Raw genomic sequence first — 22156 nt, 5'->3', positions numbered from 1 at the left:
GCCATGAGCTTCTGGACCGACTACACGCTGCAGATCGTCGCCCTGGGCGCGGCGGCGCTGGGGCTCACCAGCGGCGCGCTCGGCAGCTTCGCCGTGCTGCGCAAGCAGAGCCTGCTGGGCGACGCCATCAGCCACGCGGCGCTGCCGGGGATCGCGCTCGCCTTTCTGCTCACGGGGAGCAAGGCGCCGCTCGTCCTCGTTCTGGGCGCCGCGGTGGCGGGGTGGATCGGCACGCTGGTGGTGATGCGCATCGTCAACGCCACGCGCAACAAGGAAGACAGCGCGCTGGGGATCGTGCTGGCCGTCTTCTTCGGATTCGGGCTGGTGCTGCTGACGCTCATCCAGAAGCGGCCGGACGCCAGCCAGGCGGGGCTGGACCGCTTCCTCTTCGGGCAGGCGGCCACGCTGCTGCAGCGCGACGTCATCCTCATCAGCGTCCTGGGAGGCATCGCGCTGCTGGTGTCCGCGGTGTTCTGGAAGGAGTTCAAGCTGCTCGCCTTTGATCCGGAATTCGCCACCAGCATCGGGCTTCCCGTCCGCCTGCTGGACGTCATCCTCACCTCGGTGCTGGTGCTGTCCATCGTCATCGGCCTGCAGACGGTGGGCGTGGTGCTGATGAGCGCCATGGTGGTGGCGCCCGCGGCGGCCGCGCGGCAGTGGACGGACCGGCTGGGGCGGATGGTGCTGCTGGCGGGCGGGTTCGGCGCGCTGGCCGGGGTGAGCGGCGCGGTGATCAGCAGCGCCGCGCAGCACGTGCCGACGGGGCCGACGATCGTCCTGTGCCTGACGGCGCTGGTGGTGGTGTCGATGGCGTTCGCGCCCACCCGCGGGCTGGTGTGGGAAGGGGTGCGGCAGGCGCGCAACCGGCGCACGCTGCACATGCATTCCGTGCTGGCGGACCTGCAGGCGCTGGCGCTGCAGCACCCGGAGCAGGAGCACGGGCACGCGACCGCGGTGCTGGAGATCGTGCATCCCGGCGCGCTGCACGAACTCAAGGCGCTCGAGCAGCGCGGCTGGGCGCGGCGCCGCGGCGACGACTGGGCCATCACCCCCGCGGGGCGCGCGGAAGCGGCCACGCACGGGCGCGGGCCGGACTACGAGGAGGAGCGGTGATGGTTCCGGAGCAGGAAATCCAATGGATCGCCGCGCTGACCGCGGCGGCGTGCGCGCTCCCCGGCGTGTTTCTGGTGCTGCGGCGGATGGCGCTCATGAGCGACGCCATCAGCCACGCCATTCTGCTCGGCATCGTGCTGGGCTTCTTCGTCACGCAGAACCTGGCCTCGCCACTGCTGGTCGTCGCAGCGGCCGCCACGGGGGTGCTGACGGTGTCGCTGGTGGAGATGATCAACCGCACGCGGCTGGTGCGCGAGGACGCGGCCATCGGGCTCGTCTTTCCCGCGCTGTTCAGCATCGGCGTGATCCTGATCGCGCGGTTCGCGGGGAGCGTGCACCTGGACGTGGACGCGGTGCTGCTGGGCGAGCTTGCCTTTGCCCCGTTCAACCGGTGGATCGTGAACGGGCGCGACCTGGGTCCGCGCACCCTGTGGCTGATGGGCGCGCTGCTGCTGCTGAACGCCGGCTTCGTGGCCGCGTTCTACAAGGAACTCAAGATCACCACGTTTGATGCGGCGCTGGCGGGAACGCTGGGTTTTGCGCCCGGGCTGCTGCACTACGCCTTTATGACGCTGGTGTCGGCGACGGCGGTGGGGGCGTTCGACGCGGTGGGCTCCGTGCTGGTGGTGGCGCTGATGATCGCGCCGCCCGCCGCGGCCTTTCTGCTCACGGACCGGCTGCCGCGGATGATCGGGCTCAGCGTGGCGCTGGGCGTGGTGAGCGCGCTGGCGGGATACTGGACGAGCTACCTGTTCGACGTGTCCATCGCGGGGTCGATGGCGACCATGACGGGCGCGATGTTCGGCATCGTGTTTCTGCTGGCGCCGGAGCGCGGGCTGCTGGCGCTGGAGCGGCGGCGCAGGCGGCAGCGGTGGGAGTTCGCGCAGACCATGCTGGCCATCCACCTGATGAACCACGAGGACAGCGCCGAGGCGGACCGCGAGAACCGCGAATCGCACCTGCACGGGCACCTGCGGTGGAAGCCGGAGTTCGCGCAGCGGGTGGTGCGGCGGGCGGAGGGGAGCGGGTGGTTGAGCCGCACGGGGGGAGACACCCTGCGCCTCACCGACCGGGGCCGCGTGGCCGCCTGCGAGGCGATCGGGATCACGAGCTGAGGCGCGGGGCGGGCTTCACCCGGGCCGGGTTTTTCGCCGCCGAGAGTGGGTGAGCGAATGAATTCGCCGCAACAACGGCGGAAAGTCCCCCCAAACAGACGGGGGGACTTCACCTGCACGGGGCGGATTGCCCCGCGTGGGCGGCGGGCAGAGGAGCTGAGCGAGTGAACTCGCCGCAACAACAGCTGAAAGCCTCACGATACAGCCGTGAGGCTGCACGTGTGCGGAAAACGGGTTGGCGCCGACCTTCGCCCCGCGCCGAACGACTCCCCCTCTCCCGCGGAGCGGGTGGAGGGGGCTGGGGGGAGGGGGCCTCTTTCGGCCGCATCGGCACCATCCGAAGCGCACCCTCGTTGCTGTTCTCCCCTCTCCGTGCGCAGTTTGCACGGGGAGGGGCCGGGGGTGAGGCCTTCGGAGTTGGCACCAGGCACCGGACCGTCCCCCGCGCCGAACGGCTCCCCTCTCCCGCTCGCGGGAGAGGAGCTGGGGGTGAGGGGTGCCCGCAGCATACACCGAGTTCCTCGAAGGGCAGTTCCCTGCCGTGCTCCGAAGAGAAAAAGGCGCGGCGGAGCCCATGCTCCCCCGCGCCTCTCGTCTTCGCTCTCCGCCGTCCGAACGAACGCGATCAGGAAACCTCGCTCATACCACCTCCCACGCGATCCGCGCGAAGCGCGAGCCCGCGAACGCCTCGCGCAGCCGGCGCAGCGCCGCCTTCCGCGCATCCTCCTCCGTATCCGCGGTGCCGGAAACCGAACCGCGGACGCGGTACCCCACGCGGAACTCCTCCACGATGCGCCCGTCCGCATCTACCCGCCCCACCTCCAGGATGTCCACCAACGCGCCCGGCCAGAGCGCCGCGAGTTCCTTTTCCACCTGGTGCTCCGCGTCCGCCACGCCGTAGGCCGCCACCTCCACCCGGCCCTGCCCGCGCAGCTTCACGATGTGCTCCACCGATCAGCGCCGCATGCCCATGCGGATGGTGTCGGCGGGGGCGCCGGGCCGTGGGCGGATGGTGTCCGCCGGCGGGGGCGCCGGGTCCGGATCCGGGAGCGTCGTCGTGGTATCCACGCCGGGCACCGGCGCCAGCGGCGGCGGCTGCGTGCGCTGGCGGAGCAGGTTCAGGTTCTGCAGCGCGCGGGCCCGGTCCCCCGGCTCTGGCGAAATCTGCACGAACTGCTCGAGCGCGATGATGGCGCTGGTCGTGTCGCCCATCGCCAGCCGCGCTTCGGCGAGGTGGCTGTAGAACAGGTCGTAGCGGTTGTCCAGCCGGATGCTTTCCGTCAGCAGGTTGGCGGCGTCTTCATAGCGGCCCAGGCGGATCATGGCGACCGCGGCCTGGTCGCGGTACTCCGGGGTGCGCGGCTCGATCTCCATGGCCCGTTCCGCGTACGCCAGCGCCGAATCGTACTGCCGCGCGCCGTAGAAGCGCTTCCACTCGCGGCTCAGCACCAGCGCGTCCACCGCGCCCATGCTGTCCGCGCCCGTGCTGTCCGCCCCGATGCTGTCGGCGGCCACACGCCCGCCTCCTCCGCCGCCGCCCATCTGCGACAGGGCGAACGCGCCGCCGCCCAGCAGGACGAGCGCCAGCAGCACCCACACCATCGGGTGCACGCCCCTGCGCTCCTCCGCCAGCTGCGTCTGCCGGCGCCGCGGCTGCGCGATCACCGGCTGGTGGGCGGGCGCGCGGTCCACGGGCGCGGGCGGCGGGGCGGCGGGCGTGCGGGGCGGCGGCGCCAGCACGGTGCGGTCGTCGTCCATGGGCGGGAGCCCGCCGTCCACCATGGTCGGGTCGTCGTCCACCGGCGGCAGCGCGCCCCCCGCGGCGGGAATGACGGCGGCGGCAGGCGTTTCGCCCAGGCGGCGCAGCGGCTGCTCCAGCGCGTCCGCCATCTGCCCCGCGTTGGCGAAGCGCTGCACCGGGTCCGGCGCCAGCGCGCGGCGGATCACCGCCTCCACCTCTTCCGGAATCCCCGGCGCGCGCGAGCGCAGCGACGGCGTGGGCACGTCCAGCCCGGCGGCCATGCGGTTGCGGTCCGTTTCCGTGTAGGGCCGCTCGCCCGTGAGCAGCTGAAAGCCCACGGCGCCCAGGCTGAACACGTCCGACGCGGCGGACAGGCGCGGCTCGGCGCGCAGCTGCTCGGGCGAGGCGTACGCGGGCGACATGGGCGCGCGCCCGTCGTGCGTGAGGGCCGTCGTGTCTTCTTCCGCCATCGCCTTGGCGATGCCGAAGTCCAGCACGCGCACCTGCATCTCGTCGTCCGCCTGCTCGCCCTGCACCAGAAAGATGTTGCCCGGCTTCACGTCGCGGTGCACCAGCCCGGCGCGGTGCCCCACCGCCACGCCGCGCGACGCGTGCTGAAGAATGCGGAGCGCCTCGGCCAGCGGCATGCGCGAGCCGCGCGCAAAGCGGGTGGCCAGGTCGTCGCCGCGCAGAAGCTCCATGACGATGTAGTCCAGCCCCAGGTCCTCGTCCGTGCCGTAGTCGTACACGGGGACCACGTTGGGGTGGTGCGGCAGGCGGGCGGCGGAGGCGGCCTCGTGGCGAAAGCGGGCGCGCAGCCGCTCCCGCAGCTCGGGGTCGTTGCCGGACGACGCGGTAATGACCTTTACCGCCACCGGCCGGCCCAGGCGCAGGTCGGTGGCGCGGTACACGGCGCCCATCCCGCCCCGCCCGATCACGTCGTCGATGCGGTAGCGGCCCGCCAGTTCGCGTCCCTTCAGCAGCGCTTCCAATCCCGGCATTTCGTCTTCTGGCTGTCGTGGCCCGGCATGCGGCCGTGTGTGGTTCTGCTGCTCTGGTGTCGCGTTCGGGTGCCGAGGTGGCGGGGGGCGTACTCACGCACTCACGCACGCGGCACTCACGCACTGCGGTTCTGGGCGTGTCCCTGCGCTGCGCTCCGGGCCGGGCTTCGCGCGCCGTAAGGCACGATACGACTGTGCCTAACGGCGCCGAGCCCCCTCCGCGTCAGGGCAACGATACTGCTGTTGCCCCGCCGCTCCGGGCTCTCGGCCCTCCGGGCGCGAATCCCTCACGCGGGGAAGGGCAGTGCGGAGTGCGGAGTGCTGAGCGCGGGAAGTGCCCAGTGCCCAGTGCCCGCGCTCGCGACGTCTGCCCCGCGGTCGAAACCGCGCGGCTGCCCCCGCGCCGCTCGGCGCCGAGACGAGGGGGGCCTCTCCGCATGCGCCAACCCGTCCGATGCGCCCCAACCGCAGTTGCCGTGTGCCCCCTCTCCCACATCTGTTCGTGGGAGAGGGTGGACGCGTCTCAGCGCGGACGGGTGAGGGCCTCACCCCGCGGCCGCACCCATCCCGGCGGTTCCGCCCCGAACCCTCCGCCCATCAACCCTCCCCCAGTCTTGTTTGGGGGAGGGTGGGCCGGTGGTGCCGGCCCGGGTGGGGGCCGCCGTACGGCCCGCCCCCCACTCCCGTGCAGGAGTGCACTTACATCCGCAGCGTGTCCCGCGGCGCGGAACGCACGGGCGGCGTCCACCGGGGCCGCGCGGCGGTGGCGCCGGCCGGCCGCGTCTCCACCCGGCGCGTCGTGCGCCCGTCTTCGCCGGTCGTGATCACCGTGTCGGTCGTCACCCCGTTCACCGTGCGCGAAACCCGGGTCCACGCTCCGCCGCGGCCCCCGGCCGCCGTGCTGGTGCCGGTGGTCATCTGCATCGGCGACATCCCCGCGGCGCCGGCCTGCCCGTCCTCACCGGGCGCGCCATCCATCCCGTCCGCTCCCTCCATCGTGTCCAGCCCACGGGCGTCGTCCACCGTGCTGTCGACGCGCTCCGCGCCCGTCGCGGGCGCCTGCCACACGCCGCTGGCAAAGCCCAGCCGGTCCAGCAGGATCTCCGCCTCCCGCCGCCGCGCGGGCGAGGGCTGAATGGCCAGCAGGGAAAGCAGCGTGTTCACCGCGCCCGTGGTATCCGCGCTCGCGAGCTGCGCCTCGGCCAGGTTGCTGTACGCCACCTCGCGGTGCGGGTACCGCTGCACCACGTCCTTGAGCAACTGAATGCCGTCCTGCGCCTTGCCCGCGCGGTACAGCGCGTAGGCGTAGTTGTTCTGGAACTCGGCGTTGTCGGGCGCCGCGTCCGCCGCGCGGCGAAAGTGCTCCGCGGCATTCTCGTAGTCCGCGTTCCGAAAGAGCCGCAGCCCTTCCTGGTTCTCCTCGCCCGGGCTGAGCGCCGGCGCGGACGAAGCGGCCTGGCGGGGCGCCTCGTACGCCCGGTTGGCGGCCAGCGCCACGCCCCCCGCCACGCCCCCCGTCCCCAGCACGACGACGCCCGCCGCACGGACCGCCAGCGTGCGCCACCGCTTGCGGCGCACCGCCTGCAGCCGGCCTTCCACGCTGGTGGGGTCCAGCTCCACCGCGCGGCGGCCGGCGGGCGCGTCCGCCACCAGCATCGTCCCCTCGTCCGGCTGCACGGAGACGGCGCGCCGGTCATCCGCCGGAACCGCCACGACGGCCGCGTCCGGAAAGTCCGCCGCGCGGCGCACCAGGTTCAGCACGCGGTGCAGCTCCGAGGCGAGCGCACCGGCGTCCGCATAGCGCTGCGCCGGGTCGTCCGCCAGCGCGCGGCGGATCACCCACTCCACCTCCGACGGCACCGACGCGTTGCGCGCCAGCAGCGAGGGAATGGGAACGGGAAGCCCCTGCCGGCGCCGGTTCTGGTCTTCCGGCGTGAACAGGCGCGTGCGCGTCAGCAGCTCGAATCCCACCACGCCCAGGCTGTACACGTCCACCCCGCGCGTCACCCGCTCGCGGCGCAGGTGCTCCGGCGCGCAGTAGAACTCCGAGCCGAACCACTCGCCGGGCAGGGTGAGGTGCGTGCGCGTCTCCTCATCCTCCGCGTCGTCCAGCATCTTGGCGATGCCGAAGTCCAGCACCCGCACCTCCGGCTGCTCCGGATCGCTTTCCAGGAACAGGTTGGCCGGCTTGAGGTCGCGGTGCACCAGGCCGTTCTGGTGCCCCACCGCCACCCCGCGCGCCGCGCCCAGCAGAATGCCCAGCGCCGTCCGAAGCGGGATGGGCTCCGGGCGGGCCAGCCGGTCGCGCAGGCTTTCGCCCTCCAGCAGTTCCATCACCAGAAAGTCCACCCGGTCGTCCGCGCCGTAGTCCAGCACGCCGACCAGGTTCGGGTGCGCGGGAAGGCGCGCGGCCAGCTCGGCCTCGCCCTGAAAGCGCTGCCGCAGCCGCTCCGTCTGCGCCGCCCCCATCCCCCGGGGCGGCACCAGCACCTTGACCGCCACGGGGCGGTCCATCCGCTCGTCCACCGCGCGGAACACCACCCCGAAGCCGCCCTCGCCCAGCACGCTCTGCAGGCGGTAGCGGTCGTTCAGTACGTGCCCGACCAGAAACTGCGCCAAGCCCGACATGATCTACCTCAGGGGGTTGGAAAGGGGCGGCCGATTGGAAGTAGTTGAATTTAAACGACTACGGCCGTCCCGCGCCACTTGTTTCTCCCGCGCGCGGCACATTGGCCGCCGCGCGCGGGCCTGCTACGTCAGCCGAACTGCGTGCGGTCGGGGTCGTCGAGGTCGCCGGGGACCACGTTGATCTCCGCGGGCGCCGGGGTTTCGCGCTCCACGATGCGCACCACCGGGCCGTGCCCGCCGATGCGGATGGCCTCGCCGGGGGGCACCCACAGGCTGTTGGCCCGCAGCGACTCCAGGTTCAGATCGCCCTTGCCGGCGTTGGCGCCCGGCACCTCGCGCTCCCCCGCGTGGATGTCGTTCAGCCCCAGGTTGAAGACGTCGAACCCCGCGCGCCCGTCCCGCTGCGCCCACACCAGGGCGAGCTGGCGGCGGCTCACGTTGGGCGAGTTGCCCATCTGGATGTCGCTGCGCAGCGCGGGGTTGTCCGTCTGCCGCCCCACCGTGGCGGTGGGGCCAGGGATGGGGTGGCGCTCGCGCTCCGTCCCGTCCTCTTCCTCCACCACCAGCGTGAAGCGCTCCGCGTCCCACCCCGCCGCCGGGGCGGGGGAAGGGGACGGAGCGGGCGGCGGCGCCAAGCCTTCCACCCGCGTGGCGTCCGGGTCCGCCACCGGGGGCGGGCCGCTGGGCGCCCACGCGGGCATGGGCGGCGCGGCCGGGCGCGGCGCGAACTCCGTGGCCCCGCCGCCCGCGAACTCGGTGGAGGCGGAGGGCGCCGGCGCGGGAGGAGGAGGCGGCGGCGGCGCGGGGACGATGGGGTCCGGGTCCGCCTGCCCGGCGGGCTGCACGCCCACGCGGAACAGGGGCGCCCCGCGCGAGCCGGCCTCCTTGAGCCGCACGCGGTAGTCGCGGTCGTACAGCGAGCCGTGGCGCATCACGCTGTCCGTGAGGTCCGCCTCCAGGTCCGCCGCCATTTCCGCCACCGCCTGCGCCGCGTCGGGGCGCAGCGTCACCACCAGCGTGGTGAGCGGCAGCATCTTCACGTAGCGGTCGGGGATGGCGCGCGCGTTGTCGCGGTCAATCAGGTCGCCCAGCGCCAGCTTGATCTCGGGGATCGCTTCGCGCAGGAACGAGTCCAGCAGGGGCTCCTCGCCCGCGTCCTGCGAGCGGGAGGCCGGAGTAAAGTCGGTCATGGCTGTGTGGTTCGGGGCGCCGGGGCGGGCGCGCCGGCTGCGGGTTGCGCGGGCGCGGCGGCCGGAGCGGCGGAGTCCGCCCCCAGCACGGGGACGCTGTCCCCCGTGGCGGCGCGGGCGCGCAGGGCCCGCACCTCGCTGCGCAGGCTGTCCACCCGCGCGTCGGCGGCCGGGTCGCGGGGCGGGGGCTGCATGCTTCGCCACGCGGCAAAGGCCGCCAGCGCCAGCGCCAGCAGCGCCACCATCAGCGGCAGCGGCGAACTGCGTCGGGTCACGTCGTCGTCCTCCGGGAGTGGGGCCGCCGCCGCGCGGAGCGGGGCGTCCTGCCGCACCGCGCGGGGCGGCGTGGGGAGCGTGGGGCCGTCGGCGCCCGCGTCCAGCACGCGCACCGCCACGGCGGTGTAGTTGTCGTCCGGGCCGCGCTCTTCCACCTTGCGCATCACCGCCGCGCAGATGTCGGTGGACGAGGACAGGCCCATGGCGTCGCCCAGCTCATCCAGGCGCATGGCCTTGGTCACGCCGTCGCTCACCAGCAGGTACGTCCAGCCGGGGCGCACGGGAATCCAGCTCGCCTCGGCCTCGCCGCCGCGGCCCACGGCGCGCTGCAGGCGGTTGGCGCCGGGGCTGTCGGGGATCTCGTCCAGCGCGATCTCCCCCGCCTCCCACCGGGCGTACGCCGGGGTGTGGTCGCGCGTCTCCAGGCGGATCGTGGCGTCCGGCGAACGGCTCAGGATGCGGACGTCGCCCACGTGCGCGCCCACCCACCCGGGCTGCCCGGCGCGGTCCAGCGTGAGCACCATGAGCGCCAGCGCGCACCCCATCCCCGCGCGCTCGTCGGGCGCCTCCTGGGCCATGCGCGCCACGCTCTCGTCCGCGTGGCGAATGGCGTAGCGGGCCGCGTCCAGGCTGCGGATCTCGGCCTTCATGAGCGCGTTCAGCGCCGTGTCGGCCGCGAGCCGGCCGGCGCGCTCGCCGCCCATGCCGTCGGCGACCGCCAGCAGGCCGTGCCCGGCAAAGGCATCCACGGAAAAGGCGTCCTGGTTTTCTGCCCGCGGCCCCTGGGCGCTGCAGCCGGACACGTCGAACTGCATTCCGTGCAGGTGAACGGGGCGGGGGGCGCGGTGCGCGGTGTCGCTCATCGGATCCGGATTCCCTGCACCCGGGCTTCGGCCCCGGGCGCGGCGAGTGCTTCGTCGAACCGCTCTTCACGCGTGCGGCGGTGGCTGAGCCCCGCCGCGATCCCCACCGCCACGGCGGACGCCAGCAGCTTGGCCCCGCCGTGCGCCGCAAAGGCCGTCGCCACGCCCGTGAGCGGGATCAGCCGGATGCCGCCCAGCGTGGCCAGCCAGAAGGGGATGCCCAGCAGCATGGCGATCCCCGTCAGCATCGTCCGCTCGAACGCCCCCGTCTCACGCGCGGCGGCGCTCAGGATCTGCACGATGAAGAGCGTGTAGACCAGCACGATGGACATGGTGCCCGCCCATCCCCAGTGCGTCGCCAGGGCGGTGACGTAGCCGTCGTCCGCCGCATTGGGCGCCGTTTCGGCGTGGCCGCGGCCGGGGCCGGCCCCCAGCCACCCGCCCTCCAGCGTGTTGGCGTCGAACAATTTCATCTGGTGCAGCTTGGCGCCCCAGTGCTTCGCCTGGTCCTCCGTCATCCCGGCGGGGTCCTGGTAGGGGTGGTACGCCAGTTCCAGCCGCGTGGCCGACCGCTCGTCCACCTGAAAGGCGGCGATCACCAGCGCGCCCCACACCACCAGCATGAGCCCCGCCCACCATCCCCGCCGCGTCCCCACCAGCAGCATGGCCGCCATGGATCCCGCGAGGACGATGGAAAGGCCCAGTTCGCGGATGATGAGGAAGGGGATGACGGGCCCGGCGCCGTACAGAAACAGGTTCAGCAGGCGCCGCGGCTCCAGCACGGCGCCGGGACGGGCCAGGTTGTAGGCGTCCTCCGCCAGCGTGGCCGCCCAGGTGACGATGAATACCGGAAGGAACAGCTCCCACGGCGTCATCTTGCCCACCTTGCCCAGCTTGCTGAACCCGATGGTCAGCACGAAGAAGACGGCAAGGGTGGGGATGAACGGAACCAGCCGGTGGTCGCGCACCCACCGCATCACCCGCGGCTCGCGGCTCAGCAGAAAGCCGGCGAGCAGGGCAAAGGGCGCCAGAAAGACGGAAAAGTGCGCCGCGCTCCGGGCAAGGAAGCCGCGCTCCGCCGTCTCCGCCGCCACGGCGCGGGCGAACGGGTCTGGCAGCGGCGGCGGCGGGCCCTGGTACACCAGCGCCTTCTGCTCGTCCGTGTACGCCCGCTCGATGGTCGAAAGCCGCGCACGCGTCGCTTTCGCGTCGTTCGCCGCCGCGCGGCCGCCGCTGGCCTGGTACGCAGGGTCGGTAAAGAGCTGGAACTGCGTGGGCCGCGTCAGGCAGAAGATCAGGATGGGGAGCACCACGAGCGCCCACGATCCGCGGTACTTGAGCGCGCGCAGGGCCACAAGGACGGCGATCCACGCCCCCAGCGCCACGCCGTCGCGCATGAGCGTGCCCCCCGCGCCGCGCGAGGTGCCGTGCACGGGCCAGATCCCCGTGGCGATGCTCAGGTGCGCCAGCACGTAGAAGGCGGCCGCGACCAGGAGTCCCCACCAGAGGAAGCCGGGCAGGACGAGCCCGGCCTTCTGCTCCGCCGGCCGGTTGTGCTGCTTGACGGCGATGGTGACGCCCATGGGCCCCGCCGCCTCGGCGCGCCCCCGGCTGAACAGGTCGCGGATCGCCATCAGCGGCTCCTCCGCGTGGATGCGGTCGTCGTCAGCGCCGTTGGCGCCCCGTCGGTCGTGCGCCGGGTGTTCGATGCCTGCCGGGCCGGCTGCACGGGCGTTCCCGCCTCGCGCGCCATGAAGCGCGTCATTTCCGCGGCGATGCGGGCGGGCATGCGGCCGCCCTGCCCGCCGTGCTGCAGGTACACGACGACGCTGTAGCGGGCGCGCCGGTCCGGGCCGTACATCAGCCCCGCGAACCAGGCGTCGGGCATGCGCGCGCCAGCCACGTCGGCCGTCCCCGTCTTGCCGCCCAGGTCCCACCCGCTGCGGGCGAGAATGGCCTTGGCCACCTGCGCCGTCCCCGTGTCTACCACGGTCATCATGGCGTGCTGCAGCTTCTGCGAGGTGCTTTCCTTCATGATGCGCCGCCCCTCGGCGCCGTCGCCCAGGCGCGCGGACTCCAGCGTGGGCTGCATCATCACCCCGCCGTTGCCGATGGCCTGAATGAAGCGCGAGATCCCCATGGGGGTGGCGTCCACCGGCCCCTGCCCGATGGCGATCTGCCCCAGCTCGTGCGGGGTCAGCTTCTGCTGAAAGCGCACGCGGACGGGGGGCGGCGTCATGCGCTGCGACCAGGCGTCGCTCCCCGTGTTCCAGAAGTCCTGCGCGGGCGCGGGCGGCTTTCCGCTGTAGGTCACGAAGCCGAACTTCTGCAGGTCGTCGCGGATGGTCTCCACCCCCAGCCGGTCGCGGAGGGTGTAGACCATGTTGACGGCCGCTGTGTTGCAACTCACCGTCAGCATCCCCGTGGGGATGGTGATGGAGGCGTACTCGTGGCTCTCGAAGTTGCGGATGCGGGCGCGCCCTACCTGGATGTACGGCGGGCAGGGGCCGCGCGTGTCCGGAAGCCCGTGGTCCCACCAGATGGCGCTGAACGCGAGCTTGAAGACGGAACCCGGCGGCGCGTAGTGCTTGATGCCGAACGGGGGGTCTTCCGCGCGTCCCGTGGCCACGTAGGTGACCACGGCGCCAGTCTTTACGTCCTGGATGATGACCGTCCCGTTGAGCCCCGTCCCCTGCAGCAGCGACCAGGCCTGGCGCGTGGGGTTGGCGCACAGCGTCAGCTGCATGTCCGTTCCCACCGGGTGCAGTTCGCTGCGCTCCCGCAGGCTGCGCGGCTCGCGAAGCTGCTTGGCGAACAGGCGCTCCACCGTGTAGTCGCGGTCTTCCGCCCCCGTGCCGCCGCCCACGAGGTTGGCGCCCGCCTCGCCCAGCGAGTACACGCGCTGCACCTCGCCGTCGCGCACGCCGTAGCGGGCCAGCGCGTTGGCGGGCTGGCCGGTGCAGTCCATGATCCACCCGCGCACCTCGCCGCGAAAGCGCTCCGTCTCACGCGGATCGCCGAAGCGGCGCCACGCCATGCGCCCCGCCTCGATCTTCTCCGCGTTCCACAGCAGCCGCGCGTGGCCGATGCCGTACACGGCGGCCAGCAGCAGCATGCCGATGGCCAGGCGAATGGCCCAGCGCTCGCGGCGTTCGCGCATGGCCCTCGCCAGCCACCGCGCCAGCGCGATGAGCGATCCCGTGCCGAACGCCAGCAGTACGCCGCGAAGGGCCCAGTCCAGCGCGGTGCCCAGAAACGGAATGTCGGGCACGTCAGCCGCCCTGCACGAGGCGCAGCACCGTGTTCCCCATGCGCACCGTGTCGCCGGCGTTCAGCGGACGCTCCTGGTGCGGGGGAATGGGCTGCTCGTTCACGTAGGTGCGGTTCTTGGAATCCAGGTCGGTCACGCTCACCCGGCCGCCCACGTTGCGAAAGCGCGCGTGGCGGCCGGACATGTAGCGGTCGCCGGTGGCCTGCACGCCGGGCTCGGGCTTGCGCCCCACGATCACCTCGCCGGTGACGTGCAGCGGCTCGCGCAGCGTCTCGGAGCTTACCACCTGCAGCACGGCGGCTCCGCCCGCCGGCGCGCCGTACGCGGGGGCTGGTGCGGGCGCGGCGCGCGGCGCCTCGGGCACCAGCGGGCGCTCCACGCGCGGCACGTTGCTGGCGGCGGCCGGATCGGCGCGCGGCTCCTCCAGCCCCAGCGGCTTTACGTGGGCGAACTCTCGCTTGGTGTCCAGCAGGATCACCTCCACGCGCAGCCCCGCGCGGGCGATGCCGTTGTCCTGCGCCCACTGCGCGGCAAAGCGGCGCAGGTGGTCGGCCTCGTCGCGGGCCCACATGCTGGGGCTCATGCCGGGCGGCATGAGGTCGGTGCTCACGTACACGCGCAGGTCGGGCGCGGTGCGGCGGTCGGCGTAGCGGCGCAGCGCCTCGCGGACGCCATCTTCCAGCTGATGGCGAAGGGTGGGGCGCAGGAGCTTGCGAAAAGCGTTGATCATCGCGGTCCGGTTGCGGGGTTCGGCCCGGCGGAATGCCGCAATATCAGGACCGGCCCCGCGCGCGGGCAAGCGGGGCCTGCTTCCGCCTCGTGTTTGCTGGATGCGGGCGCGGTTCATCCACATGCGCCGGTGCGCGGCCGAAGTGCGTCTGCCGCCCGGGTGCTCTGGACAACGGGAGAACGGCACCCGCGGTTTCACGCGGAGGACGCGGAGGACGCGGAGGTGGCGGAGAAACACGGGGGAACAGCAGGAAGGGCACGAACCCAGCCTGTTGCGGCTCCTCCGTGACTGCCGTGAGAAACGGCGGTCGCCTTTCACCGGCCCGGGAAACGAGAAACGCCCCGCGGACGGCGGGGCGTTTCTGGAATGCGCTGGATCCCGGCTCAGAGCGCCGGAACGGTGGTATTGGCCGTGGCCGTCGCTTCGTCGGGTTTCGGCGCGGGCACGTTGGGGGTGGGGGCCGGCGGCATCAGGGCGACTTCCCTCGCGATGCCGAGCCGCCTGACGAGTTCCTCCCAGCAGGTCTTGTCGTACGAGGTGCCGGGGCCCCAGTAGCAGTTGTGGGCCGCGAATCCGTGCCCCTTCAGGATGAAGATGACCCATCTCACCAGTCCCACCGGCGCGGGCGGCCCAAAGTACACGTGCTCGTCCGGCAGCCGCAGCAGGTGCGCCGGCGCAGGCGCGCCTTCCATCTCGCGCAGCCGCACGGCGCCGTTCAGCGCGTGGTCGCGAACCGCCGCCTTGGCGGCCAGCGCCTTGGCGGCGGCAGGATGCACCGCGCCGTCGGTGGCGGCTGGCGTGGCGCCGTGCACGTCCTTCTGTGTGCGGTGTACGCCCGCCCCCGCGGACTCTCCAGTAACGAAGTTGGAGGCCAGCACGTCCGCGGGCGAAAACACGTTCACCCACCGGACGGGGTGCGCCGGCGCGCAGCGGTTCACGAAATAATCGTGGTAGTAGGTGCGGATGAAGTCCGCCGGGCAGCCGATGGTGGTGAGCGAAACGACCTTGTCGAAGGCGGCGTTCACCTCGGAATCCTGATACACCGCGTCGATGGCGACCACCGAGCCGAAGCTGTAGCCCACCAGGTGCACCCGGTCGTACGTCACCCCCGCGCGCGATCGGATGCGGTCCAGCAGGCGCGCCATGCCGCCCAGCAGTTCGTTGCGGTGCTCCCCGAATGCCAGGTAGTGCGACGTACACGCAGAAATCGTGGACACGCGCTGCATCGTTTCCTTGAGGCTGCGGCGCCACAGCAGCCCGCCGGCCGTCATGGCCACCACGATGGCCTGCAGGGTGGTGCCCGCCGTCAGCAGCAGATTCCAGAAGCGTCGCGGCGCGTCGCGGGTCCAGTCCGCGGCCGCCCCGACGATGACCGACGCGCGGCCGCGGACCGCCATCCACGTTCCCGGCGCGGGCGCAGCAGCCGCCGGCGTTGCGGCCCCGGGCGCCCCGCCGGGCTGGCGGGGCTCGGTGCCCCGCCGCGGAGAAGCCTGCCCGGATCCGGTCACGCGCGGAGCGGCGGGGGCGGGCTTCGCGGCTGCGGAGCGGGCGCGCGGGATCGTCTCGAATTTGAGCGCCGTGGCCGCGGTGCTCACGCCGGCCGCGATCAGCATCACCACGTACACGATCATGAGTGCGCCGGCGGCAACGGCGAGCGCCACCTGCAGCTTCTGCCGGAAGTCCTGGCCCTTTCGCCGTAGCGCGGACAGCAGCCCGCCCGTGTTGGAGGCCAGCGCCCCCGTGATCTGAATCACCTGGTACAGCGGCGAGCCGGCCTCGAACGAGCGGGTGAGGGTGGCGCGGTAGTCCATCTCGAATACGTCCACCACCGGGGTGTCGCCGCGCGCGTCGCGCCGCACGATGGTGGCGGCGCGCGCCGCGCCCCCGTCGTACTGCACCGTCTGCAAAGGGGCGGCGATGAACGAGGTGGCCGGCTCGTCGTGCGAGTTGTCCAGCGCCACGGCGATGCGGTGCGCCACCGCCTCGATGGTCTCGTCGGTGCTGGTGCCCATCCCCGGAAGGTACACCACGGCCTCGCGCCTGCTGGCCTGCGGGGGCGCCGGTACGATGGGGATGTCGCCCATCTGGATCTGCGTGGGGCCGGTGGAAGGGCTGTCGCTCATGATGGTCCTGCGGGGAGAGGTACTGCGGAGAGCGGGCGGGCGCTCGCGGCTTTCTGCTACAATCTGTACCAGCCCGCGCCGATGTACAAGTGTTTCGGCTGCAAAGGTTTCTGGCCGGTTCGGCCTTCGTGCCCGTCCCGACCGCGCCCGGGAACGCGCGGAGTACCCGATGGTTGAAGCACCGCTCAGGCCACGGCTGAGGACTCCGTGGAGCGCGTCTGCTCGATCTCGGCAAGCAGCTTTTCCGTTTCCTCACGGTAGAACCGGATCCGCTCTGCGGGCGTCGCTTCCGCGAGAAGCTCGGCGTGGCCTTCGCGAATGCGCCGGATCGCCGCGACGGCATCAATCCTCTGATCCTTCATGCGCCAATACCTCCCGTGGGGTCTGGATCTGAAGCGGCTCGTACCCCAACTCGCGATTGACCGAGTTGAAACGCCGGACCTTCTGGTAGTGGACAATGTGCTTGAAGTTCCAACTGACCAGCACGTCGACAGCCGCAACCGTTGCCAGCGCAATGTGAAGACCATCATCGTACGACTTTGGCGTGAGAATGCCGCGCTGCTGGTACGTCTCGGCCAGGCTGATGACCTGGGGCGAAACCTGGAGAATGTCTGCGCCCAGAGACACGAGTTCCGCAAAGTGCGCCCGTACTCCGTAGGGGGCCTCACGGATTTCCGCACCCACGACGGACGAGAGGACCGGGACGAACCGGCCCGCCCGGAACGCATCGAACAATCGTGTTGACCAACTGCCGAACTCCACGTCCAGACAGCCGCCGATCACCGAACTGTCCACATAGATTCGGCGCACGTTCCCATTCCCAAGCGTGAAGCGTCAATTCCCTGGAGGAAGCTATTCGTACGCACCGCGTCTGTCAAGTTTGTCCAGTTATTGACACGCCTGTGGCCTGAAACGGGAGTGCTGTTGCGGCGCGGGGCCGCCCCGCCGGAACTCTCCTTCCTCTCCGGGAGCCGCCGCGGTCCATCCACGAACGAAAGACCGCCCGCGGGATCGAATCCCCGCGGGCGGCCTGCTTTCCATCGACCGAGAGAACGCTGGTCAGTACCAGCGCACCAGGTCGATGCCCTGGTAGTAGTGCTTCAGGATCTCCTCGTACGAGTTCCCCTTTTCCGCCATCCCCACGGCGCCCGTCTGGCTCAGGCCCACGCCGTGGCCAAAGCCCGCGCCGTACGCCTCAAAGCCTTCCACCTCGCCCGTCCGGCGGTCGATCACGGGATCGATGACGAACATGGTGCTCGGCAGGTTGGCTGCCGTGCCGCTCGCGGTGATGGAGCGGAGGGACGCGCGGATACGGTCCTTGGTGTCGTAGAAGGTGCCCGCCTCAGTGACGTACTCGATGCGCAGGATGCGCCCGCTGTTGGAGCGCTCCAGCACGTTGATGGCCAGCACGCGGCCCACCGGCTGGCCCGCGTAGTCGCTGATCACGCGCGTGATCTCGTCCGCCGACCAGTCGAAGGTCCAGCTGTGGAAGCGCGCCCAGTCCGCCTCGTAGTCGCCGTTGCGCTTGCCGCGCAGCCGCAGCGGGTTGGCGCCGTGGCGCAGCGAATCCAGCACCGTCTGCGCGTTGCCGCGCTCGTGGTCCACCACGCCGCGCAGGTACGGAATTGGGGCGGAGTTGAAGGCGTCCTCGTTGTTGGCCGTGTAGCCGCCGCTGGTGGAGCTGAACAGCGCCTGGATTAGCCGGCCGTCGTACGTGGCAACCACGCCCGCGGTCTCGTCCACGGCCTGGTTGCTCACCGGGTGCTCGCCCGACAGGCCGCCGTACACCTGGTCCGCGGTGGTGGCCAGCAGGTCGTATCCATCCGAGCCGCGCTTGTTGAGGCCCGCCAGCGCGTAGGTGCGCGCCGCCACGGCCTGCGCCTTCTGCGCTTCCATCTCCGGCCACAGGTTGGGCGAAAGCTCAAAGGGCAGCACGCCGTACAGGTACTGCTCCAGGGGAAGCTGGTTGATGCCCGCCAGCGTGCCCGAGCTGTTCAGCCGCACTTCCGCAAAGCCGCGATACGCCTTGCCGCCGATGCTCACCCGCTCGTCGGACGACGCCAGGCGCACGGGGCCGGTGCTGGTAGCCACGCCGGCGCTGGTCTGCACCTTGTAGCGCGTCACGCCCGTGGTGACGGTGACCACCTTCCAGAACGCGTCGGCCGCGGCCAGCCCCTGCGCGATCACCTGGTTCCGGTACGTGTTGCGGGCGGCGAAGTTGCTGGCCGGCGGCGGCGCGAACTGGCCCAGGTACAGCCGCGTGCAGTTGGCGGTGGGCACCGGCTCCAGCATGGTGACGTGCCCCAGCGCCCGGGCGGCGGAGGCGCGGGCTTCCACCGCGGACGTGCTGCCGCACATGACCTGCAGGCGGTAGAAGCTGGTGCTCACCGTCCCCGATTCCAGCGTCACCGTGCCCTGCATGGCGCCGGTGCCCGACAGGATCACCGTGTTGGCCGTGAGGTCCGTGACGGTCCAGGTGCCCGCCGCGCCGATGCTTACGCTGGTTGCGGCGGGCCCCACGCCGATGCGGATGGAGCCGTTGAACGCCGCGGCGCCCACCTCGCGCGCGGGCCCGCCCAGCGGATCGCGGGCGGGGGCGAGCGGGCCGTCGTCGGCGCAGGCGGCCAGCGCGGCCGTCAGCGCGAGGGCGGGCAAAAGGCGGCGCCTGGTGGTGAGGGAGGTCACGGCGATCCTGGGTGCGTGGTAACGGGGAGCCGCGCGCACGGGGGCGCACGCCGGAGGAAGCAAAGAGGTAGCGCAGCGGGCGTCCGAATGTCAACGCCCGGCGTGCCTCCCTGCTCTGTTGGCGGGATGTAAGATAATGCGTCGCAGCGAGTTATCCAATCGGGCATGCGGCGCAAAAGGAGCGGTGGTGTGGGTGTGGCTGAGCGACTGAAGTCGCCGCAACAACGGCTGAAAGCCTCACGGTACTGCTGTGAGGCTGCCCCGCGCAGGTGATGGGCTCGGTGCCGAACGCCGCCTTCGCGCTATGGTCTCCCTTACTCCCGCGACAGCGGGGGAGAGGGCCGGGGAGAAGGGGCCTTTCCGACCGCGAGGCACCGTCCGAAGTGCACCCGTCCGCGGTTTCTCCCCTCTCGAGATCACCCGCCGAGCAGATGATTCACGGCGGCGCGGGCGTGGGCGGCGGTGGTGTCGAAGTCGGGGATGGGCGCCTCGCCGGGGCGGATCAGGAGCGCGATCTCCGTGCATCCCAGGATCACCGCATCCGCACCGCGATCCCGCAGCCGCTCGATGATGCGCAGGTACTCATCCCGCGACTCGTCCCGGATCACGCCGCGGCACAGTTCGTCGTAGATGATGCGGTGCACCGCCGCGCGATCCTGCTCGTCCGGAACGATGGTTTCCACGCCGAAGCGCGCGGCCAGGCGCTCGCGCCAGAAGGGAAACTCCATCGTGTAGCGCGTGCCCAGCAGCCCCGCGCGCTGCACGCCCGCGGCCCGCAGCGCCTCGCCCGTGGGATCCACGATGTGCAGCAGCGGAATGCCGACCGCCGCCTGCACCGCGTCCGCCACGTGGTGCATGGTGTTGGCGCAGATGAGCAGCGCCGTCGCGCCCGCTCGCTCCAGCCCCGCCGCCGCGTCCGCGAGCACGCGGCCCGCGCCCTCCCAGTCGCCCGCGGCCTGCAGTTCCGCGATCCGCGCGAAGTCGAAGCTGTGCAGCAGGATGGACGCGGAATGCAGCCCTCCGCGCCGCTCCGCCACGCCCCTGTTGATGAGCCGGTAGTAGTCCGCTGTGGATTCCCAGCTCATCCCGCCCAGCATCCCGATCATCCTCATCCTCGGCCTCATCCATCTGAATGTCGCCGCACCGCTGATCTGGACGGCGGTTGTGGCTCACATCTGTACTCGTGGTCCCGTGTCGTTGCAGCCGTGCTGCGGGATGATAGCCCGTCCCCATCGCTTGACCAAACGCGGGAGCCGACTGCGCTCATGATGAATTGAAAATGAACATTCATAATCATACCACGTCTCAAGGTCCCCAGGCTGGGACCGATCCGCCGCTTGCCGGAGATGCGGGCGCGCCGGTATCATTCAGGGACGCTCGCCGGTGGCGGCGCGCCCTCCCATCCTGTTCGCAATCCCCGAGTTCCATGGCCCAGAGACGTACGCGGCCGGCGGCAGACCCGCCCGGGCCGCAGGCGCGTCGTGCGGCATCCCCGCCCCCATTGCCCCGCGCGCCGCTCACGCCCGCGCAGCGGCGCCTGCTGACGGTGTTTACGCTCGCGCTGCCGCTGTTGCTGCTCGCGCTCCTGGAAGCCGGGCTGCGGCTGGGCGGCTACGGCGGCAGCTACCCCGTGTTCGTGGACGCGGAGGGCGAGCCGGGGTGGATGTACCCCAATCCCGAGATGGCACGGCGGTACTTTCGCGACGGCACGCTGGCTCCGCTGCCGCAGATGGACTTCTTTCGCGCCGAGCGCACGCCGCGGACATTCCGCATCGTGTTCCAGGGCGAGTCGTCCGCGGCGGGCTTTCCGTACCGGCACGGCGGCGCGCCCTCGCGCATGCTTCGCCAGCGGCTGCAGCAGACCTTTCCCGACCGCGACGTCGAGGTAGTCAACACCGCGCTGACGGCGGTGAACTCGTACACGCTGCTGGACCAGGCCGGCGAGATCATCGCGCAGAAGCCGGACGCCGTGATGATCTACACCGGCCACAATGAGTACTACGGCGTGTTCGGCGTCGGGAGCGCGCAGATGGCGGGGCGCGCGCGCTGGCTGGTGCGCGGCTACCTGCGCCTGAGCCGGCTGCGCACCGTGCAGCTGATCCGCAACCTGCTGGTCCGCGCGGCGCACGCCGCGCCGCAGGGTGCCGAGGGTCCGCGCACCACCATGGAGATGATGGCCGGCGGACAGCGCATTCCCCTGGACTCGCCGCGCTATCGTGAAGGGCTGGAACATTTTCGCGCCAACCTGAGCGACCTGCTGGAGCGGTACCGCAAGGCCGGCATCCCCGTGCTGATCGGCACCGTCGCGAGCAACGAGCGCGACCAGGCGCCGTTCATCAGTGGGTTGAAGCCGGGGACGGACAGCGCGGCGTGGATGCGCGTCTATCGCGAAGGGATCGCGGCGTGGGACCGCGGCGACGATGCGGGCGCGGAGCGGGGGCTGCGGGCCGCGTTGCGGATGGACAGCACCTCCGCCGATGCCTGGTACGCGCTCGGCCGCGTGTACGACCGCCAGGGCGACGCGGCGCGGGCGCGGACGCACTTTCGCCAGGCACGCGAACGCGACCAGCTTCGCTTCCGCGCGCCGGATGCCGTCAACCGAATCATCCGCCAGGAAGCCGCGCGGCACGGCGCCACAGTGGTGGAAACGGAGCGCGCGCTGCAGGCCGCGTCGCCCGGCGGCGTCATCGGCCGGTCGGTGATGCTGGAGCACCTGCACCCCAACCTGGACGGCTACTTCGTCATCGCCGACGCGTTCTACAACGCGCTGCGGCAAAAGCGGTTGGGGGGTGGATGGAACGCCGTGGTGCCCGCGGCGCAGGCGCGCGCGCTCGTTCCGGTGACGGAGGCGGATTCGGTCGCGGGGCTGTTCCGCGCCGACCGGCTGCTGAGTGGATGGCCGTTCCGCCCTCGAGGCCAGGAGGCGACGCCGGTGGTGGATACGCTGCACGCGCGCACCCCGGCGGAAGCGGCGGCGCAGGAGATGGTGCGCGGCGAGCTGCCCTGGCCGGAAGCGATGGTGCGGCTGATGACGGAATACGAACGCGCCGGCCGCTACGCCGAGGGGCTGCGCGTCGCCCGTGCGATGGTGGAGGAGTACCGCGCCGCGCCCGAAGCGTACTCCCGCGCCGGGCAGATGGCGATGCTGCTGGGCCGCACGGACGAAGCCGCGGCGTGGGCGCGCGCCTCCTCCGCGCTGGGGCAGACGGGGGAGAACGAGGCGCTGCTCGGCCTGCTGGCCCTGCGCGCCGGTGACGCGGAAGGTGCGCTCCGCCACCTGCGCGAAGGTGCGCGGCTGGCCCCGGGCGATCGCCGCATCGCCGCCGCGCTGATGGCGGCGGAGGAACTGCCGCGCACGGAAGCCGCCCGCATCGCCACGCCGCGCGACCCGCGCGTGCTGTTCGACCTCGCCGCGATGTA

General features: G+C 71.9%; 16 protein-coding genes. 3 read left to right on the top strand and 13 right to left on the bottom strand.

What is annotated here, in order from left to right:
* The first annotated feature begins 3 nt into the window (after positions 1-3).
* Entirely contained in the window at positions 4-1113 is a 1110-nt protein-coding gene (locus VF665_RS04530; RefSeq protein WP_331052222.1) for a metal ABC transporter permease, read from the top strand.
* The gene (locus VF665_RS04525) at positions 1113-2228 is read left to right on the top strand and encodes a metal ABC transporter permease (protein WP_331052221.1); all 1116 of its coding nucleotides are present in this window, start codon (positions 1113-1115) and stop codon (positions 2226-2228) included. The genes VF665_RS04530 and VF665_RS04525 overlap by 1 nt, the downstream gene beginning before the upstream one ends.
* 639 nt (positions 2229-2867) lie before the next feature.
* Here the strand turns inward: VF665_RS04525 and VF665_RS04520 are convergent.
* The 13 genes from VF665_RS04520 to VF665_RS04460 all read right to left on the bottom strand — a co-directional run bounded on the left by VF665_RS04520 (position 2868) and on the right by VF665_RS04460 (position 19848).
* On the bottom strand, positions 2868-3179 hold the full coding sequence (locus tag VF665_RS04520) for a hypothetical protein (protein WP_331052220.1): 312 nt from the start codon (positions 3177-3179) through the stop codon (positions 2868-2870).
* A 3-nt stretch (positions 3180-3182) separates the two neighbouring features.
* A complete protein-coding gene (locus VF665_RS04515) occupies positions 3183-4970 on the bottom strand; it encodes a serine/threonine-protein kinase (protein WP_331052219.1) in 1788 nt (595 codons plus the stop codon).
* A 699-nt stretch (positions 4971-5669) separates the two neighbouring features.
* Positions 5670-7598 carry a protein kinase domain-containing protein gene (locus tag VF665_RS04510; RefSeq protein WP_331052218.1) on the bottom strand — a complete coding sequence of 643 codons (1929 nt, stop codon included), beginning with the start codon at positions 7596-7598 and terminating at the stop codon, positions 5670-5672.
* Between the two features lie 128 nt (positions 7599-7726).
* Positions 7727-8788 carry a hypothetical protein gene (locus VF665_RS04505; protein WP_331052217.1) on the bottom strand — a complete coding sequence of 354 codons (1062 nt, stop codon included), beginning with the start codon at positions 8786-8788 and terminating at the stop codon, positions 7727-7729.
* Complete coding sequence (locus tag VF665_RS04500) at positions 8785-9927, bottom strand: PP2C family protein-serine/threonine phosphatase (protein ID WP_331052216.1); 1143 nt, start codon at positions 9925-9927, stop codon at positions 8785-8787. The genes VF665_RS04505 and VF665_RS04500 overlap by 4 nt, the downstream gene beginning before the upstream one ends.
* Positions 9924-11561 (bottom strand): FtsW/RodA/SpoVE family cell cycle protein, encoded by a 1638-nt coding sequence (locus tag VF665_RS04495; protein ID WP_331052215.1) that lies wholly within the window; start codon positions 11559-11561, stop codon positions 9924-9926. Before VF665_RS04495 ends, VF665_RS04500 begins: the two co-directional genes overlap by 4 nt.
* Positions 11561-13198, bottom strand: a complete 1638-nt coding sequence (locus tag VF665_RS04490) for a penicillin-binding transpeptidase domain-containing protein (RefSeq protein ID WP_331052214.1) — start codon at positions 13196-13198, stop codon at positions 11561-11563. Before VF665_RS04490 ends, VF665_RS04495 begins: the two co-directional genes overlap by 1 nt.
* 1 nt (position 13199) lies before the next feature.
* Positions 13200-13928, bottom strand: coding sequence for an FHA domain-containing protein (locus VF665_RS04485; RefSeq protein ID WP_331052213.1), 729 nt, complete (start codon positions 13926-13928; stop codon positions 13200-13202).
* 383 nt (positions 13929-14311) lie between these two features.
* Entirely contained in the window at positions 14312-16051 is a 1740-nt protein-coding gene (locus tag VF665_RS04480) for a hypothetical protein (RefSeq protein ID WP_331052212.1), read from the bottom strand.
* 185 nt (positions 16052-16236) lie between these two features.
* Positions 16237-16413: a hypothetical protein gene (locus tag VF665_RS04475; RefSeq protein WP_331052211.1), complete on the bottom strand. Its 177-nt coding sequence runs from the start codon at positions 16411-16413 to the stop codon at positions 16237-16239.
* On the bottom strand, positions 16394-16861 hold the full coding sequence (locus VF665_RS04470; protein WP_331052210.1) for a hypothetical protein: 468 nt from the start codon (positions 16859-16861) through the stop codon (positions 16394-16396). Before VF665_RS04470 ends, VF665_RS04475 begins: the two co-directional genes overlap by 20 nt.
* A gap of 249 nt (positions 16862-17110) precedes the next feature.
* Positions 17111-18736 (bottom strand): SpoIID/LytB domain-containing protein, encoded by a 1626-nt coding sequence (locus VF665_RS04465; protein WP_331052209.1) that lies wholly within the window; start codon positions 18734-18736, stop codon positions 17111-17113.
* Positions 18737-19152: 416 nt separating this feature from the next.
* Positions 19153-19848: an aspartate/glutamate racemase family protein gene (locus tag VF665_RS04460; RefSeq protein ID WP_331052208.1), complete on the bottom strand. Its 696-nt coding sequence runs from the start codon at positions 19846-19848 to the stop codon at positions 19153-19155.
* 389 nt (positions 19849-20237) lie between these two features.
* Here VF665_RS04460 and VF665_RS04455 point away from each other — a divergent pair.
* Positions 20238-22156, top strand: a 1919-nt coding sequence (locus tag VF665_RS04455; RefSeq protein ID WP_331052207.1) for a tetratricopeptide repeat protein, incomplete at its 3' end; no start/stop codon positions are given.

This window comes from Longimicrobium sp. (assembly GCF_036387355.1).
Taxonomy (GTDB): Bacteria; Gemmatimonadota; Gemmatimonadetes; order Longimicrobiales; family Longimicrobiaceae; genus Longimicrobium.
Note: the sequence above shows the minus strand (reverse complement) of the source record. Positions and strands in the feature narration are given on the sequence as shown.